Below are 18,954 nucleotides of genomic sequence, written 5' to 3' on the forward strand. Positions count from 1 at the left end.
TCGAAAAATGACTAACTTTAGTTTTTATCGGACAGTAGTGAAAAATATATATAGTTGTAAGATTTTTCCGAAGCCATAATGTTTAAAAAAACTACTTTTGAAAACTTTTTGCTAAAACCTAACTATTGCCGCTATGGCACATTTCTATGAATAAAAAAATTACCTTTTTACTGAGTTTCCTTTTCTCAGTCGGACTATCGTCTGCCCAAAACAGTGGCGATCTAGATGTAACATTCGGAAATAACGGAAAAATACTTACAGATATCGGGCAAGCCGATTTCACAATTACCAGTCAGGCTACACAAACCGATGGAAAAATTGTACTCGCCGGCCGATTCAATAACTTTAATCATGTGTACGGATTTATAATTCGTGTCAATACCGACGGCACACTCGATACTACTTTCAATGGTACGGGAAGAGTACTAAACGAAAGTGTGGCTGGTTTTCAAAAACTAATACTGCAACCAGATGGTAAAATACTTGTTGGTGGTGGCGACAGTTCCGGCGTTGCGGTAGCACGCTATTTAACCAACGGAACATCCGATACTTCTTTCGGTATAAATGGCCAAATTATTACCGATACAGAAAACAATTCAAGCATTGTTTACTTCGTAGATTTTGCACAACAAGCCGATGGAAAAATTATAGTACTATCCTATTACAACGCAAACCAACAGGATTACCGCTTAACACGACTTAATACCAACGGCACAATCGATACAAGTTTTGGAACAAATGGCGCTACAATATCAAATATAGGAGCTGCAGAAATAACTAATTCTATCGCGATTCTAAGTAACGATAAAATCGTTGTAAACGGTGTCAATATTGGAACCGACACACAAGCTTTCGTTGCAAAGTATACCGCGTCGGGACTTCTCGATACTACCTTCAACACTACTGGTTTTCGATTGTTTACCTTCACGGGAACTGTAGGAACACGGCCTTCCAATATTATTGCACAAGCTGATGGCAAGCTACTGTTCGCGAACGAAGTTTACTCGAACAGTTTACCACGAGTTTACTTAATCCGACTCACAGTTAACGGAAATTACGATACCACTTTCGATAGTGATGGCATTGCTATAGCCAATGCTCCGGATGACTTTTTCTCAAACAGAGGTATCTTAAAATTACTTCCTACTGGAAAATACATGTACTTTACCGAAACCTCAATCACCTTAAATACAATAAGTTATAGAAAAGTTACCGCTTTTCGCTTTAACTCAAACGGCAGCGCAGATGCTACATTCGACAACGACGGGCAAACGGTATATACTCTTTCTAATCTAAACGACAATATCGCCGACTTTTCTATTGCCAACGACGGAAATCTCGTGTTTTCCGGAAATGCCGATTTATCTTTCTTTCAAGATAGAATATACCTTTGCAAGATCAACGGCAACGGATCACTAAACACCGGTTTTAGCACCGACGGAAAAGTAGAATTTTTCTTTCCTTACTCTGCTTACGACGAGTTGAACGTAGCCAAACTACAGTCCGATGGCAAGATCGTAGTTGCTGGAGTAGCCTTTTTTAATGACGAATTGCGCTCAGTAGTACTGCGATACAACGCCGACGGAACTCTCGACACGTCTTTCGCTGATAACGGTATTCTACGCGTATTTAATCAAGCACCTTACTACAATATTACCGATATTGAAATACTGCCAAACGGAAAAATTATAGTTGCTGCTGGCGACGTTTATTCCTACGTTTTGCAGCTTAATCCAAACGGAACTGTCGATACAAGTTTCGGAACAAATGGCTTTGTTCTTTTTACTGATAATTTCACTAAAATCAATGATATCGAAGTATTAAGCAATGGCAAGATACTACTTGCCGGTACCGAAATATATACGATTGGATCTAGCTTCACCGAGAACTATAAACTTACTCGTTTAAACGTTAACGGCAGTTTTGACAATACATTTGGAACCGGTGGAACTTCTAATTTACCTTCTACTACACAAGAGCAAGAAAATTTATTTAAGATCAAAGCCCTTGCGTCGGGAAAAATAATCGCTGCCGGAACCATCTTTAACGGTAACGATGCCGATGTAATTGTTTTCCGATACAACTCTAACGGAACGCTCGACACCACCTTCAATGGTAACGGATCGGCTACATTCGGTGGCCCAGAATACGATTACCCAGTAGCACTACTCGCTAGCCCAAATGGCAAAATTACCGTTTGCTCATCCATAGGTGAAAACGAAGAAGCACTTATTACCCGATTTAATTCTAACGGCGAATTTGACACCACTTTTGCTGGCGACGGTAATCTACCTTTGGCCATCCAAACAATTAGATTTCCAAGAGATTTGCACGAAGATGCTAATGGAAAGCTCATGATCAGCGGAAGCTCTAGTCAAACTAATGATGCTGACTTCGATTTCACTGTTATGCGTGTTAACAGTAACGGCGTTCTGGATATCGCTTTTGCTCAAGGCAGTAAGTTAGCCATCGATATAAACAATGCAGCTGATGGTATAGTGCGTCTGCTGGTTTCCGGAAATACAGCCATTGCAGCAGGTATTGGAGGCGAAACTCAAGGAACAACCGATTTTGCATTGGCTAAATTCTTCATCGATACGGTATTAAGCACTTCCGATTTCGATAAAAACAAAACAAGTTTCTACCCAAATCCAGCTTCAAACAGCATTTCGCTTAACGAAGAGGTCACAAAAGCTGAAATTTTCACCATCGATGGGAAATCTGTTCCTACAAAAATGAACGGAAATCAAATTGACGTAAACCAGCTTCCAAACGGAATTTATTTGGTTAACCTTACGTTTGCAAACAACGAAACCAAAACCGAAAAACTGATTGTAAGACATTAATAATTGGGGCAACTGCCCGGCTGAAATCCCGTGGAAATTAATTTGCCGGGCACCGCGCTTTCCAAGTAAAGGTACGGCAACAAAAACTACTGCTGCAGCAGGTCTTTCGGCTTCCGCTGGTCGCCAAAATCCGCTACGCAGCAGTACGTTTTTATTCACCGCACGCTTTCTTTTCCAATCGCTGTTGCAGAAAATACATCATTAAAAAAATCATGAAGCACAGCTATAACTTAAAAATAAAAAATTGCTTCTTAACAACTGTTGTCAATCGAAACAGGCTTTTTCACTAAATTTGCGGTCGGCTTTTTCGAAAACGCTATTTTTCTGCGAAAGCTCATTAAAATTTAAACTATGCGAGTAGAAGATTTCGACAACGACGACGATAGAATCATCCAAGACCGATTAAAACAAAAAACATGGACGGAAATCCGTACCAACGACAGCTGGGCCATTTTTAAAATTATGGCCGAATTCGTTAACGGTTACGAAACCATGGGACGCATCGGTCCGTGTGTATCTATCTTCGGTTCAGCACGTACCAAGCCCGACCAACACTATTATCAATTGGCCGAAAAAATTGCTTTCAAAATCAGTAAAGCAGGTTACGGAGTTATTACGGGCGGCGGACCAGGTATCATGGAAGCCGGAAACAAAGGCGCGCACTTAGGTGGCGGAACTTCTGTGGGCTTAAACATCGAACTCCCTTTCGAACAACACTTCAATCCGTACATCGATCACGATAAAAACCTAAATTTCGATTACTTCTTTGTTCGAAAAGTAATGTTCGTAAAATATTCGCAAGGCTTCGTGGTTATGCCCGGCGGTTTCGGAACACTCGACGAAATGTTCGAAGCAATCACGCTAATTCAAACCAAAAAAGTGGCAAAATTCCCTGTAATTCTTGTCGGAAAAACCTTCTGGAGCGGATTAATGGATTGGATTAAAACCATTTTAGTAGAAAAATACGCGACCGTAAGCCCCGGGGATCTCGATTTGATCAAAATTGTAGACACCGAAGATGAAGTCGTTGAAGTACTCGACAATTTCTACAAGAAATACACGCTGAGTCCGAACTTCTAATTTTTGTAGGTACGCATACAATAAAGCAAGGCAAAACGAGTTTTTGTACTTGGCTGTAGGCTATTCCCTAAAACATGTTGCTATTGCAAAGAGCTTTACGAATCGCTTTATTATTGTTTTCCGTTGTTGCCTGGTCGCAGCACCAAACTTCTATTGAAGCAAATGTAACAATCGAAAAAAAGATTGTTGACGTCAAACAAACATTCACCTACCAAAACGATTCGCAGCAGCCACTTACCGAACTTATTTTCTACAATTGGAATAACGCATATTCACAAAAGAAATCGGCACTAACCCAACGATTTTCCGACGAGTTTGTGCGCAGTTTCTTCCTCGCCGGTCGAGCAGAAAAAGGATACACGCGAATAAATGCCATTACAGGAGCCGTTGCGAGCTACTCTGAAATGGGCAACGGAAAAGATTTGCTAAAAATTGTATTAAAAGAACCGCTCTTACCAGGAAAATCCGTCGAACTTACTTTCGATTACCAACTTCGAATTCCATCCGCAAAATTCAATGGCTTCGGCTACGAAAAAAACGGTAGTTTGCTGCTGCGCGACGTATTCTTAATGCCAGCCGCCTTTAAAGACGGTCGTTTTTTAGCCTACGAAAACGACAACGGTTCCGATGCTGCCGTAGCACCAACTCATGTGCATTTCACTGTTAACAATCCGTATCAACTCGAATTAACAACCGATTTGATTCCAACAAGTGAAAACGTTTTCATCCAAAACAACAGTAAAAACTTCGATTTTTTCATCACAGCAAAAAACCGATTCACCACCGTGCAGCACAACGATTTAATGGTTGTAACCGACATTAAGCTCAGCGGAAAAAACGAATTCGAGAAAATCATTTCGATGAATCGCATCATCGATTTTACCGAAGATTTCCTGAACAAAAATTTGCAAGGAAAAATTCTGGTTACCAAAGCCGATTACGATCAGCGACCGTTCTACGGACTCAATCAGCTACCTAAATTCTTGCGCCCATTTTCCGACGAATTTGTTTTCGAAATTCAATTTGCAAAAGTCTTTATTCAAAAATATCTTGAGAAAAATACGGAGATTGACAAACGCACCAATGGTTTTCTGATAGACGGGATCGCACATTACATACTTATGGCATATATCGACACCTATCATTCAAACCAAAAAATGCTAGGGCGTTTGAGTAATTACAAATTGTTCTCAAACTTCAATCTATCCAAAGTCTCGTTTAACGACCAATTTCACTACCATTATCTGCTAATGGCACGTAAAAACCTGGATCAACCGCTCAATCTTCCAGCAGATCAACAGATAAAATTCAATCAGAACATTGCGAACAGAGCTAAATTTGCAATTGTTTTGCGTTATCTAGACGACTACCTAAACAATGAAAGCATCTCGAAAAGTGTTCGCGAATTTCTCGCACAAAAAGAACAATCTTTTGAGTCATTCAAAACTATTTTATCTGAAAATTCAAATCAGAAAACCATTAGAATATTTGAAAACCTTATTGTTAATCGAGATGCAACCGACTTCACTTTCAGCGACATTCACACAGAAAAAGACAGTGTTTCCTTTAAAATAAAATCGAACAGCACAACCTCATATCCAATTCCTGTTTACTTGCTGAAAAAGAAAGAAATCGTTGAAAAAAAATGGATTTGGACCAACACCGACACCCTCTATAAACTGCCTAAAAACGGAGCCAATCGACTCGCTCTCAACTACAAAAACGAGTTCCCGGAGTACAACCTACGAAACAACAGCACTGCAATCGATAAATCGCTCTTTAACAAGCCTTTCACCTTTGCAATAATGAAAGATCTTGAGGCGCCGTTTTTTAATCAAGTGCTTTACGTTCCTTCTTTATCGTATAATTTGTACGACGGAATTTCGCCCGGCCTAAGGTTTCACAACAAAACCATGCTTGATAAACCGTTTAATTTCGACGTGAATCCAATGTATTCGCCAAATACACAACGACTTATCGGACATTTCTCCTTTGCGGGAAACCATAATTTTCGAAACAGCAACTGGTTCAACTTACGATATCAGTTCGCCGGTTCGTTTCTTCATTACGCACCCGACGCATCGTATTTAAAACTTAATCCAGCAGTTTTTCTAAGATGGCGCAATCCGAATTTCCGAAACAACGAGAAACAGTTGCTTCTGGTGAGAAACGTCTTTGTTCAAAAGCAACCCTACTTCTTAAATCCGCCAGACGACGTTAACAACTACAGTGTTTTTAACGTACGATACAACTACAGCAAGTCGGAAGTGCTAAAACACTTTTCATTTACTCCCGATTTTCAACTCTCGCAAGATTTCAGTAAAGTATCCTTGGAAGTTGATTATAGAAAGTTGCTAACTAAAAACCACCAACTTTCACTGCGATTTTTCGGAGGAACGTTTTTATCAAATCGAACAACATCCGACTACTTTAGCTTTGGTATCGACCGACCCACAGACTACCTTTTCGATTATATGTACTACGGACGTTCAGAAAGCACTGGAATCTTTAGCCAACAGATAATTCTAACAGACGCCGCATTTAAATCGATTTTACCTCAACGATTTAGCAACCAATGGATTACGTCGCTAAATGCCGGAATTGGTGTTTGGAACTGGATCGAACTGTACGGCGACGCAGCCGTTACCAAAAGCCGCAACACGAGCGCAACTTTTATTTACGACAGCGGTATTCGACTAAATTTAGTAACCGACTTCTTCGAAGTGTATTTACCGGTTAACTCATCGAACGGCTGGGAAATTGCGCAACCCAACTACCAAGAGAAAATTAGGTTTATAGTTACTCTTGATCCTAAAATCCTATTATCGCTTTTTACAAGAAAGTGGTTTTGATGGCATTTCAGCGAGCACGGTTTCTACCAGTACACCTAGAGATCCAGACATTGTGTGTTATGAAGCATCCTGTGGAACATTGTGGTACTTCTAGAAGCTAACGCTAATGAATTCAGCCTTTTACGTATCATGTTCCCGATTCAACCCACGTATCTTTGGTGCCTGAGCTTGTCGAAGGCCGGTGCCTGAGCCTGTCGAAGGCTGGTGCCTGAGCTTGTCGAAGGCTGGTGCCTGAGCTTGTCGAAGGCCGGTGCCTGAGCTTGTCGAAGGCCGGTGCCTGAGCTTGTCGAAGGCCGGTGCCTGAGCTTGTCNGTAAAAGTTCTTTAATTGGTATCGACCACTAATTTCGCCAATTATATTCGTCTTTGTTTTTTTTAGGGTTTCTAGTGCTGTATTCACAGTGCTTTGGAGGGGAAATACGTCTTCAATCGCTCCTCGATTTCCAGAAACGGTGTATTTGAAATCGCTACTGTTGAAAATCACGGCACTAATTAGTTCGAATTTCTTCCAAACTTTTGAACCGTTGAGCTGAAATTGGTAGGTATTTATATCGCTATTGAGCGCAGTCAAGCCTAAATTTCCAAAACCAGTTTGTACGTCTAAAAATTCTACGGTGATATCTTCTTTAGAGTAACCTGCGAACGCTGAGATGTAAATTTTTTGCGCTTCTATTTTCTTAAAATACCTGCTAATTGTATGTTTTAAACCGAAACCGCCAACTTGATATTCTACATTTTTTAAAATGGTTCGCGGAGCAATTTTCGCTATGAAATCGGTTCCAAAACCTAAGCCTACACTAGCTTGAATATACGGGTAAAAGATTGTTTCACGATCTACTCCTTCGGGTGTACGCATGCTTACGGGTTCATCATTTAGTGTTCCGGTAAGCGTGACATATTGGTCGTCGCCAAGTGTTGTCGGTGTTATTACTTGCGTTCCTTCGCTAATTTGAAAAAATTTAAGCTCGTTTTGATTGAGCGTAAAAGTTTGGTCGCGATGGGGAACAAAAAAAGCGTTAAAATGCAGCCCAACATTTACGTCCCAGCGATCCAAATGCCGCGGTGTATTTACCCAGCTCGACGCAGCTTGATATACTGCTGCGTCGGTTGCTGGAGTAATGTATCGATCTGTAAGAAGAAGGGCATCTTGAATCAGATTCCCGATTTCAGTTATCGTGGTGTTTTGTGCTCTCGCAGAAACAGCTGTAACAAAGAAGGCTAGTATGTAACCTCCTGATTTACGCATCAATTTTTGCGTAAACTGCATTCTTTTCAATGAAGTCGCGACGTGGTGGAACTTCATCGCCCATCAACATCGAGAAAATTTGGTCGGCTTCAGCTAAACTGTCGATTGTAACTTGACGTAATGTTCTAAAGTTAGGATCCATCGTTGTTTCCCACAATTGTTCTGCGTTCATTTCTCCAAGACCCTTATAGCGCTGGATTCCTGCATTTCCGCCCATACGTTCGTTGGCTTGATCGCGTTGGATATCATTCCAGGCATACTCTTTCTTGTTACCCTTTTTTACCAGGTAAAGCGGTGGAGCAGCAATATATACGTGTCCTTGCTCGATGAGTTCTTTCATAAAGCGGAAGAAGAACGTTAAAATCAATGTTGAAATGTGGCTACCATCGACGTCGGCATCACACATAATAATAACTTTATGGTAGCGCAGCTTCTCTAAATTCAATGCTTTCGAATCTTCGGCTGTTCCAATCGTCACACCTAAAGCAGTAAAAATGTTTCGAATTTCTTCATTTTCAAACACTTTGTGCTGCATGGCTTTTTCGACGTTGAGAATTTTACCTCGCAAAGGAAGAATAGCTTGGAAGTTACGATCTCTACCTTGTTTAGCAGTACCACCCGCCGAATCTCCCTCGACGAGGTAGATTTCGCACTTTGCTGGATCTTGCTCAGAACAATCCGATAACTTACCGGGTAATCCGCCGCCGCCCATTACGGTTTTACGTTGCACCATCTCGCGTGCTTTTTTCGCTGCGTGACGTGCCTGGGCTGCAAGAATTACTTTTTGAATAATTATTTTCGCATCATTCGGATTTTCCTCCAAATAATTTTCCAACATTTCACCTACAGCTTGCGAAACAGGCGAAACTACTTCTCGGTTACCGAGTTTTGTTTTGGTTTGTCCTTCAAATTGTGGTTCGGCAACTTTTACTGAAATAATTGCTGTTAAGCCTTCACGAAAATCGTCGCCAGTAATTTCGAATTTTAGTTTATCTAACAATCCAGAAGCATCGGCGTATTTTTTAAGTGTACGCGTCAATCCCGAACGGAAACCTTGTAAATGCGTTCCTCCTTCGTGTGTGTTGATGTTGTTTACGTACGAGAAAATGTTCTCTGTGTAACTTGTATTGTAAATCAAGGCTACTTCAACTGGGATTTCTGACTTATCGTTGTCCATGGAAATCACGTGTGAAATAATAGGCTCGCGATTTCCATCCAGGTAACGAATGTACTCTTTCAAACCTTCGTCGGAGTGAAAGGTTTCCGAAATCGGATTCCCATCTTTATCCAAGTTTCTAAAATCGGTGAAAGTGATGGTAATTCCTTTATTAAGGAAGGAAAGCTCGCGCATACGAGACGCTAGGGTATCGTACGAAAACTCGATAGTTTGCTGAAAGATAAGCGGATCAGGATAGAAAGTTTGTCGTGTTCCGCGCTTGTCGGTTTCCCCAATTTGCTTAACGGGATATAAGGCTTTACCGCGCTCGTATTCTTGCTCGTATATTTTACCGTCTCTAAAGACAGTCGATTTCATATTTACTGAAAGAGCGTTTACGACCGATACTCCCACACCGTGCAATCCACCCGATACTTTATAGGAGTCTTTGTCGAATTTACCGCCCGCACCAATTTTTGTCATTACGACTTCAAGCGCCGAAACGCCTTCTTTTTTGTGCATATCGACAGGGATTCCGCGACCGTTGTCTTCCACGGTTACAGAACCATCTTCGTTAATGGCAACGGATATGGTATCGCAGTGTCCTCCCATAGCCTCGTCGATCGAGTTGTCAACAACTTCGTAAACGAGGTGGTGTAAACCGCGTACGCCAACATCGCCAATGTACATCGATGGGCGCATACGCACGTGTTCCATCCCTTCGAGGGCTTGAATACTGTCTGCTGAATAATTGTGCTTTTTCTCTTTTTCTTCGCTCATAATACAGCTAATGGTCTTGTAAATTGTTTAACGAGCAAATATAGAAATTGGCTGTAAACCGAAGCCTGCTTTTAAGCTGTTCACGCGTTAAGTTATCAACAAAATAGCTTGATAAATGCGCAAGTTTGTGATTTTTTTGTCAAGATTTTAATCAATTTCGATTTTAGTATGAATGATGTAGATGGTAATAGTCTGATAATAAACTGGCATTTAGTTTCTTACATTACTATTGGTAGTGGTCTTCATACCGATATTAGTAGAACTGTGTTTGTCGGGTTGATGAACGTGCAGCCCAATTTTTTAAGTGATATTGGTATTTAAATTAATTCGCAGTTATAGAAGCACTGTTCCTTTTCGTTGTTAATTAGACAGGTTCTTGAGTATGCTTGTCTCTTTTTTTGAAGGAAAAACTTCAATGATAGTGCGGCTTAACAGCTAGATTCGGAAACTCGCACATCCATTTAATGCAAGTTAGAAGATTCTGTTTTGTGAAGACTAGTGCTAATTTATTTGTTTTTCAAAGTTCAAAATAGAGTACAGTCTGTTTTGCGTTAGGGATAGCAGCAGAAATGAAAGTGTGCCGTGGGCAGTTTTTGCAGCGGTGAAGCGGCGACCCAAGAAGCCGATTTACAGCTTGAAAAAACGCCCAAACGGCGCACTTGAATTGCCGCGAATAGCCCGACGGCGCCGGAGGCACGACCCGCCGGAACGCCCAAAAACTCATTAACGTGAATTCGATTTTTATGTCGAGCGCAGCTTATTTACTTATTTTAAAAACGGCGACTCCCAAGGGTGGTAAGTTTACCGCAGCCGACTGTGCGCGACCGTCCCAAGCTTGATCGTCGATTTTTATGGCTTTGTCGTTTACTACGCCGCTACCGCCATACGCCAACTGATCGGAATTGAAAAGCTCCTTTAGCTTTCCTTTCGCGGGAACGCCAATGCGGTAACCAGGGCGGACTACAGGAGTCATGTTGCAGACAATCACCAAATCATCCTTTGCATTTTCGCCTTTACGGATGTACGACAAAACCGCATTTTGATGATCGGAGTAGTTTATCCACTCAAATCCTTCGGGGCTAAACTGCTTTTCGTGCAGTGCTGGTTCCGACTTGTAGAGTTTATTTAGTGCAGTAATCGTAGCTTTTATGCCGCTGTGGTAGCCAAATTGAAGCAAATGCCAGTCTAAACTTCCTTCGAAATTCCACTCGGAACTTTGTCCGAACTCGGCGCCCATAAACAATAATTTTGTTCCCGGATGTGTAAACATATAACCGTACAATAGGCGTAAATTTGCAAAACGCTGCCACTCGTCGCCAACCATACGACCTAAAATGGAATGCTTTCCGTACACCACTTCGTCGTGCGAAAGCGGCAACATAAAGTTTTCTGAAAACGCATAGGTCATTGAAAACGTAAGATCGTTCTGATGGTATTTTCGATACACGGTTTCCTTTTTGAAATACTGCAAAGTGTCGTGCATCCAGCCCATCATCCACTTCATACCAAAGCCGAGACCGCCGGCAAAAGTAGGCCGACTCACCATTGGAAACGCCGTGCTTTCTTCGGCTATCGTTTGAACTCCGTCGAAATTTGAGTACACGGCTTCGTTAAAATCTTTCAAAAAGCTGATGGTTTCGAGGTTTTCGCGTCCGCCAAAAATGTTGGGTTCCCATTCGCCGTCTTTTCGGGAATAATCGAGATAAAGCATCGAGGCAACGGCATCCACGCGGAGTCCGTCGACATGAAACTGCTGTAACCAGAAAATGGCGTTGCTTATTAAAAACGAGCGTACTTCATTGCGTCCGTAGTTGAACACCAAGCTTTTCCAATCGGGATGATAGCCTTTTCGGCGGTCGGGATGTTCGTATAAATGCGAGCCGTCGAAAAATCCGAGACCGTGGGCATCGTCGGGAAAGTGTGAGGGCACCCAATCGAGTATCACACCAATACCTGCTTGGTGTAATTTATCAACTAAAAGTGCAAATTGGTCTGGATTTCCGAATCGCGATGTTGGCGCGAAATAGCCTACCAATTGATAACCCCAAGACGGATCGTACGGATATTCCATAACCGGCATGAATTCAACATGCGTAAATCCGGTTTCGAGCACGTATTCTACAAGCTGATCGCCTAATTCTTCGTAGTTCAGGAATTTTCTGCCGTCTCCAGGTCGGCGCCACGAGCCCAAATGCACTTCGTACACTGAAAACGGCTGGTTAAGTTGGTTGACTTTTGCGCGTTTTTTCATCCAGGCATCGTCTTTCCACTTGTAATTGTGTTTCCAAACGATTGACGCTGTATTCGGTGGCATTTCACAATAAAACGCAAACGGATCGGCTTTTTCGGTTATGAGTCCGTTATGCGATTGGATTTTAAATTTATAGCGTGTTCCGGCTTTTACGTTTGGAATAAATCCTTCCCAAATACCTGATGAATCCCAGCGAACGAAAAGTTGATTTTCGCCTTGAACCCAATAATTGAAGTCGCCAATGACCGAAACAGTTCGCGCACTTGGCGCCCAAACGGCAAAGTAAACGCCTTCGACGCCATCGACAGTTAGCGGATGTGCACCCAATTTTTCGTACAGCTGAAAGTGTTTTCCAGCCTTGAATAAATCGATGTCGAAGTCTGTAAATAGGGAAAAAGATTTGGTTTGGTTCATAGTTTTTAGTTGTTGACTTAATTTGTGATTTATCTTCTGTTGTACTTCACTTTGACACCATTTTCATGTCCTTCCAAACCATTTTCAAATATTGAATATCGGCAAGAAATTAAATTTTGATATCGCATAGTTTCATCAAGATCTTTTTTGAATTTATTAAAAGTGACTACTCCTTGTTTTTTGTTGTAACAAAAGTTTTCAATGTAATATTCCGTTTTAAAATCATAAGCGTCTGTTTCAACAAGCATTCCTGATTCAAATTTTATGAACTTTTTCTGAATGGATGTTTCAACATCTAAAACATAATCACCATTAATCATTGTCACATCATCTAGCTTGTCGAATTGTTGCTGCATTTCATTTTTACTTTCTTCAAGCTTTTTTAAATTACCAACATACAAATCTACAGATTCCCTCATCCTGTCATTTTCTGATTGGATATGTTTTTCATTTGCAACTAGTTTTTGAGCCTCTTCTATTTTCTCTAAATACTTATCTCTGAGGTCAAAGTATAGGTTTGTGGATATCCCTTTATCTTTTAGAATTTTTAGTTCATATTCATTTGCAAGAGTAGAAAAATACACAACCAATAGGTTAAGAAGTAATTTAACTAATGGAAATATAATTGCAATTAATAGAGGAACAATATAATTAGCAGTTTCAAATTGTTTTTTTAAAAATAGGTACTTAGAGCCAGCATATACCTGCTGATAATACGAATCATCTCCAAAAAATAATGTAAAAGTGATCTCCCAATTAATCGCTAAAAAAGATAATATAAATGATCCTACAAATGGATTTGTTATCCGCTCTTCGGCACTTTCGTATAATTCTTTAAGCGAAAAACTCATGTTGATTAATTATTAAAATGCATAATACTAGCAATTCCGCTAAGTGGAATCACAGCCCAACGCGGACGCGAGTTGAGTTCGTAACCCAGTTCGTAGACCGCTTTTTCGAGTATGCAGTATTTTAGAAGGAAGTCGATTTCTTTTTTATAGCCGATATTTAAATTACCCGCTTGCGCCACTTCGGTGTAGGTTTGTAAAAATACGCCTACAAAGTAGTTAAACAGCACTTCGCCGGCTTGGAAAAGTTCTTCTTGTGAGTACGGATATTTGTCCTTGTTGTTGAAAATCGTGGCGTAAATCGCGTAGTGAAAAGATCGAAACATACCTGCAACGTCTTTTAACGGTGGTTGTTTTACCTTACGATCGCGGATGGTGCTTTCTGGTTCGCCTTCAAAATCAAGCAAATAGAAATCTTCGCCGTTCACCAATACCTGACCTAAATGGTAATCGCCGTGAATACGAATGCGTTCCGATTTCATTTTCGTCCAATCGAAATCTAAAAATACTTTGCGGATTTCCTTTTTATTGTCAAGAAACTGATTCGCTAATTCGAGCGCAAGTCCGTCGAGTTTGTGCAAATTATTTTCTAGGATATTCAATCGGTTTTGGAACTGATATGTGAGGCGGTTTTTGAGCCAAACGGTATAATCGCCGTTATACGTGGTAGGAGTGAAAGCGGTATCGTGAATATCGCCGCCAAGCGCGATGTGCATTTCGGCAGTTCGTGTGGCTAGTGTATGAATGCGAAGGAAAATGGATAGCCCAGCCCAATCGATGATTTCATGAGGAACTTCGTTGATTTTCAATCGTTTGAAAAGCTCTATTTCTGGAAGCTTTGCGGTTTTAATTTTACGAATCGCTAAATTGGAGAAAATACGGTCGCATTCATCTAACATAAATTGCCAAGCATCACCTTGATTTGGAACTAATTCTTGCATGAGTCCTAAGGTGATGTTGCCTTCAATTAAGCCAACACTTATAGAGCCGTAGTATGCAGGCGAACTCTTGAAATCCATGCGTTCGGTAAGAAAACGACTGATTTCGTAATCTGGATTCGTACTGATGTAAATACGTCGGAAAATCTTCAAAACCAATTTGTTGTTGAAGATAATCGAGGTGTTTGATTGTTCAACACCCATAAAGCGCGACGACTCGTAGGCAGCTTCTTCTAGCTTTTCTCCACGATGGAATTTTACTTTAGACGACTCTTTGTCTTTGCCGATTAAAATTCTATCGAACAGCAATTTACGAAAGTCTTCTTGATGTAACGCATCAACTAAAAATCCCTCCAAGCCATTCATTTTCACAGGCGCGATTATGGTACTGGTATCCAACTCATCGGCGGCCATAAACGAAATAGGCATGAAATAATGCTGGTAGAATGCTTCCTTGAAATTTACTTCTAATAACACGCCGTAATAGGTGTTCTTCTTGCTCGTTATCTTAAAGTGCTCGACAACTTCGATGTACTTTAGTGTACTTGCTTTTCCGCCGTACCAACGTTTATTGATGATGTAATTTTCGAGAATATCAGACGAAAATATTTTGACAAATTCGGCATCTTCAAAAGCTGTTTTCCAGTCGGTTTTGAAAACAAACGGATTTTGATATTCTTCCAGATTGAGTTTGCTTTCGCTCATGGTTATGCGATTTTAAACAAATGAAAAGGCAATTCGGGTTTCAACTCCACAAAATTCCATTCTTTATCCCACCAATAGGTATTTCCTGTGATTTGATCGGTGAGTTGCAACGGATTACTTCCGATTTTTTCTATCGGAATACGCACGCTGGTTTGAATCGGAAACTGATCATTCAAGCTAACAACCATTAAAGTGCGGTCAGAGAAATTGTCGTTATACTTAATGTACGCCATTACGCTGTCGCTGCCCGTATCGCAGAAAATTATGTTATTGGTTTGTTGTAGCGATTCGTGTGCACGGCGTAGGAAGTTCAAACGTGTGATTAACATAATCAGTTTGTTTTTGTGGTTCCAATCCCAGTGATACACTTCGTATTTTTCGGAATTTAGATACTCTTCTTTGCCGGCTGCCATAGGTGTGGAGACCATATATTCGAAAACCGGACCGTAAATACCCACACTCGAACTCAACGTAGCGGCTAAGAAATAGCGTTGTAAATGTTTGCTTTCGTTGGCAAATTGCAAGCCAAACGGATTAATATCGGGTGTGTTTGGCCAGAAATTCGGGCGGTAAAACTCTTTTTGCTCGGTTTGAGTGAGCTCTTCAACGTATTGTTGTAATTCTTGTTTGGTGTTTCGCCAAGTAAAATAGGTGTACGATTGTGTAAATCCTTGCTTTGCGAGCTCGTTCATGATTTTAGGACGCGTGAAAGCCTCTGAAAGGAACAACACATCGGGATGTTTTTTCTTTATTTCAGAAATCAACCAACCCCAGAAATAGAAGGGTTTTGTGTGTGGGTTATCCACGCGGAATACTTTGATATCGCATTCTTCAATCCAAAATAGCGCTGTAGATAAAAGTTCGTTCCACAAATTCTCCCAATCTGATGATTCGAAATAAATGGGCTGAATATCTTGATATTTCTTTGGAGGATTTTCTGCATATTGTACAGTTCCGTCCGGACGCCATTTAAACCATTCTTTGTGTTCTTTTACCCAAGGATGATCGGGAGCTGCTTGCAAGGCGTAATCCATGGCTACTTCGATTCCTAGAGCTTTCGCGGCTTGCACAAGCGCTTTGAAGTCGTCGATAGTTCCTAAATCGGGATGCGTGGCTTTATGACCGCCGTATTGAGAACCGATACCCCAGGGAGAACCCACATCGCCTGGTTCGGCATTCGTTGCATTATTTTTTCCTTTACGGTTTACTTCGCCGATCGGATGAATAGGAGGGAAGTACAAAGTGTCGAATCCCATTTCGGCGACGCGCGGCAGCAATCGTTCACAATCTTTAAATGTTCCGTGTTTGCCGGTTTCTTGTGACGCTGAACGCGGAAAAAATTCGTACCACGTACTGAACAATGCTTTCTTACGATCAACGTAGGCTTGTAATTCAGCTGATGTATTGGCAAGGAAACGTTCGGGATATTTTTTGAAAATAGCGGTTAGTTCGGGCGACATTGCGTGTTGAATCGCTTCGTGATAGTCTTTTTCAGACTTAAAAATCTTTTCGACTTCTTTTAAATAAACTTTTTCTTCTTTGGTAGCTTGTTTTTGAATGGCTTTCACATATTCGGCGCCTTCCAGTAATTCGGATTTTACGTGTTGCGAATCGTGAATTTTACGTTCAGTTCCGTGTTGCCAATTGAGTGCATAATCGACCCAGCCTTCGATTTGATAGGTGTAGAAACCTTGTTTTTCAACTTGAAACGTAGCTTCATAGCCATCGTTTTGTGTAGGTTTCATGCGTACTTCCGACCAATTTTTATCGGATTCGTGTTTGTATTTTAATGCAACTTCGATCATATCGTGACCGTCGCCAAAAACATCAGCGGTTACGTGAATATATTGCCCAACAATGCGTTTGATGGCAAATGCCCCGTTGTCGAGTTGTGGTTTTACGTTTTCAATGATAATTCGGGTTTGATTGCGCATTTTGTGTTTTTTTTATGACACGGAAATTTAGCAAAAATTCGATAATGCGGTAACTTGCGTGAAGTTTTGCGAAAAAAGCAAAGAATTTCACTAAACGTATTTTTGCATTGAAAATTCCAATAGCCATAAGGCGTTCCGCCAAATTATTAGCAGTTATTTCACCGAAATTGGCAACTCGATTTGCAGTGAAATTATTCATTAGTCCGCTCCGACACGACATTCCCAAACGAGAACTCGACTACGACCGAAAGACTACGCACCAACGTATTTATATAGATGCCATTCAAAAAGAAATCGAAGTGTACGTTTACGGAAGCGGTTCGCAAACGATTCTGATTTCGCACGGTTGGAGTGGTCGCGGTACTCAATTGTTTAAAATTGCCGAACGTTTGACAAAAATGGGTTTTCGAGTGGTAAGCTTCGATGGTCCGTCGCACGGCAGATCGACCGGGAAAACGACGCTGATGATCGAATTTATTGCGAGTATTTTGCAGTTGCAGAAAGAATTCGGTGGTTTTTACTCTGCCGTTGGGCATTCTTTGGGCGGTATGTCGATTTTAAACGCGGCCGTTCGCGGTTTGGAAGTGGAAAAATTGGTAACGATTGGTGCGGGCGATGTTATTTACGACATCATATTGGATTTTGTGAAGCAGCTCGGACTCGACGAAAGTTATGCCAAGCGTATGCAAAATTATTTTGAAAAGAAATACCAGATGAAGATGCACGATTTATCGGCTTCGGTGGCAGCGGCAGGAGTAAAACAGCCAACGCTGATTGTGCACGATAAGCAAGACGATGATGTTCCGGTGACTTGTGCGTACGCTATTGCAGAAAAGTTAGAAAACGGAACCTTGCTAATTACCGAGCGTTTGGGACATCGCAAGATTTTAGGTGATGCCGACGTTATCAGCCAAATAGCCGATTTTTTACGTATAGATAACTAAAAGACGTTTTATGAAAAGATTCATTTTAATGTTTGTATTGCTGTTTCAATTGACATCTTGCAATGGACAAACTAAAACCACTTCAAAGTCGGAACCGGCAGTTGGAGCAAAGTCTGAATTGCCAAAAACCGACGCCGAGTGGCAGAAAGTACTCACGCCGGAACAGTACGAGGTTTTACGCGAGAAAGGAACCGAGCGACCTTTCACTGGTGTGTATGTCGATCATTTTGAAAAAGGACATTATGCTTGCGCGGCTTGCGGAAATGTCTTGTTTACTTCGGATTCGAAATTTAAAAGCGATTGCGGATGGCCTTCGTTTGATCAAGCGATTAAAGGCAGCGTGAAATACACACAAGACAATAGTTTCGGAATGGTGCGCACTGAAGTTACCTGTGCGAAGTGCGACGGACATTTGGGACACGTTTTCGACGACGGGCCGACCGAAACAACGGGTAAACGTTTTTGCACAAATTCGATTTCTATAACATTTGTACCTGAAAAAAAACAGCGATGAGTTATCCTATAAATAAAACCGAACAAGAATGGCTCGCAGAACTAGGGCCAGAGCGCTACAAAATTTTAAGAGGAAAAGGAACAGAGTTTCCGCACAGTGGCAAGTACAACTTGCATTTTGAATCGGGAACGTATGTTTGTGGAGCTTGTAAAACGCCTCTGTTTGAAAGCGCCACGAAGTTTAATGCACATTGTGGCTGGCCGTCTTTTGATGCGTCGATCCCTGGGAAGGTTGCGTATGTGGAGGATCGTTCGCATGGTATGATACGCACGGAAATTCTTTGTGCAAGTTGCGGTTCGCATTTAGGACACGTATTTGATGACGGTCCGACTGAAACCGGAACGCGTTATTGTGTGAATTCGTTGAGTATTGATTTTTTGAATGAGTGATTTATTTAATTTAAAATTAACCCGTTGGGTGAAATTATTTGAAGTAAAATAAATTGAA

General features: G+C 41.2%; 12 protein-coding genes. 6 read left to right on the forward strand and 6 right to left on the reverse strand.

The genetic code is table 11. From position 1 onward, the window contains the following. Positions 1-146: 146 nt before the first annotated feature. The 3 genes from CHX27_RS11930 (at position 147) to CHX27_RS11940 (ending at position 6,778) form a co-directional block, all read left to right on the forward strand. Positions 147-2,846, forward strand: coding sequence for a T9SS type A sorting domain-containing protein (locus CHX27_RS11930; protein WP_094487003.1), 2,700 nt, complete (start codon positions 147-149; stop codon positions 2,844-2,846). Between the two features lie 351 nt (positions 2,847-3,197). Continuing rightward, positions 3,198-3,926 (forward strand): LOG family protein, encoded by a 729-nt coding sequence (locus tag CHX27_RS11935; protein WP_094487004.1) that lies wholly within the window; start codon positions 3,198-3,200, stop codon positions 3,924-3,926. Positions 3,927-4,000: 74 nt separating this feature from the next. Further along, positions 4,001-6,778, forward strand: a complete 2,778-nt coding sequence (locus tag CHX27_RS11940) for a gluzincin family metallopeptidase (protein WP_094487005.1) — start codon at positions 4,001-4,003, stop codon at positions 6,776-6,778. Positions 6,779-6,898: 120 nt separating this feature from the next. On the opposite strand, the gene CHX27_RS15830 is transcribed toward CHX27_RS11940, so the two are convergent. The 6 genes from CHX27_RS15830 to CHX27_RS11970 form a co-directional block, all read right to left on the reverse strand. Further along, positions 6,899-8,080 carry a DUF6588 family protein gene (locus CHX27_RS15830; RefSeq protein WP_449403968.1) on the reverse strand — a complete coding sequence of 394 codons (1,182 nt, stop codon included), beginning with the start codon at positions 8,078-8,080 and terminating at the stop codon, positions 6,899-6,901. After that, positions 8,016-9,959, reverse strand: a complete 1,944-nt coding sequence (gene gyrB, locus CHX27_RS11950) for a DNA topoisomerase (ATP-hydrolyzing) subunit B (protein WP_094487006.1) — start codon at positions 9,957-9,959, stop codon at positions 8,016-8,018. Before gyrB ends, CHX27_RS15830 begins: the two co-directional genes overlap by 65 nt. Positions 9,960-10,716: 757 nt before the next feature. Next, positions 10,717-12,624 carry a 1,4-alpha-glucan branching protein GlgB gene (gene glgB, locus CHX27_RS11955; protein WP_094487007.1) on the reverse strand — a complete coding sequence of 636 codons (1,908 nt, stop codon included), beginning with the start codon at positions 12,622-12,624 and terminating at the stop codon, positions 10,717-10,719. A gap of 29 nt (positions 12,625-12,653) precedes the next feature. Then, entirely contained in the window at positions 12,654-13,475 is an 822-nt protein-coding gene (locus tag CHX27_RS11960; protein ID WP_094487008.1) for a hypothetical protein, read from the reverse strand. 5 nt (positions 13,476-13,480) lie between these two features. Further along, a complete protein-coding gene (locus CHX27_RS11965) occupies positions 13,481-15,115 on the reverse strand; it encodes a maltokinase N-terminal cap-like domain-containing protein (protein ID WP_094487009.1) in 1,635 nt (544 codons plus the stop codon). Positions 15,116-15,117: 2 nt separating this feature from the next. After that, on the reverse strand, positions 15,118-17,049 hold the full coding sequence (locus tag CHX27_RS11970) for an alpha-1,4-glucan--maltose-1-phosphate maltosyltransferase (RefSeq protein WP_094487010.1): 1,932 nt from the start codon (positions 17,047-17,049) through the stop codon (positions 15,118-15,120). A 185-nt stretch (positions 17,050-17,234) separates the two neighbouring features. Between CHX27_RS11970 and CHX27_RS11975 the strand changes: the two genes are divergently transcribed. From CHX27_RS11975 to msrB (CHX27_RS11985), 3 genes are read left to right on the forward strand one after another with little or no spacing between them, the layout of a single operon-like run. Next, positions 17,235-17,993: an alpha/beta fold hydrolase gene (locus CHX27_RS11975; protein ID WP_243388996.1), complete on the forward strand. Its 759-nt coding sequence runs from the start codon at positions 17,235-17,237 to the stop codon at positions 17,991-17,993. A gap of 10 nt (positions 17,994-18,003) precedes the next feature. Then, positions 18,004-18,507 carry a peptide-methionine (R)-S-oxide reductase MsrB gene (gene msrB, locus CHX27_RS11980; protein WP_094487012.1) on the forward strand — a complete coding sequence of 168 codons (504 nt, stop codon included), beginning with the start codon at positions 18,004-18,006 and terminating at the stop codon, positions 18,505-18,507. After that, positions 18,504-18,896: a peptide-methionine (R)-S-oxide reductase MsrB gene (gene msrB / locus CHX27_RS11985; protein WP_094487013.1), complete on the forward strand. Its 393-nt coding sequence runs from the start codon at positions 18,504-18,506 to the stop codon at positions 18,894-18,896. Before msrB (CHX27_RS11980) ends, msrB (CHX27_RS11985) begins: the two co-directional genes overlap by 4 nt. The last annotated feature ends 58 nt before the right edge of the window (positions 18,897-18,954 follow it).

It is taken from the genome of Flavobacterium aurantiibacter, from assembly GCF_002251775.1.
Classification (GTDB): domain Bacteria; phylum Bacteroidota; class Bacteroidia; order Flavobacteriales; family Flavobacteriaceae; genus Flavobacterium; species Flavobacterium aurantiibacter.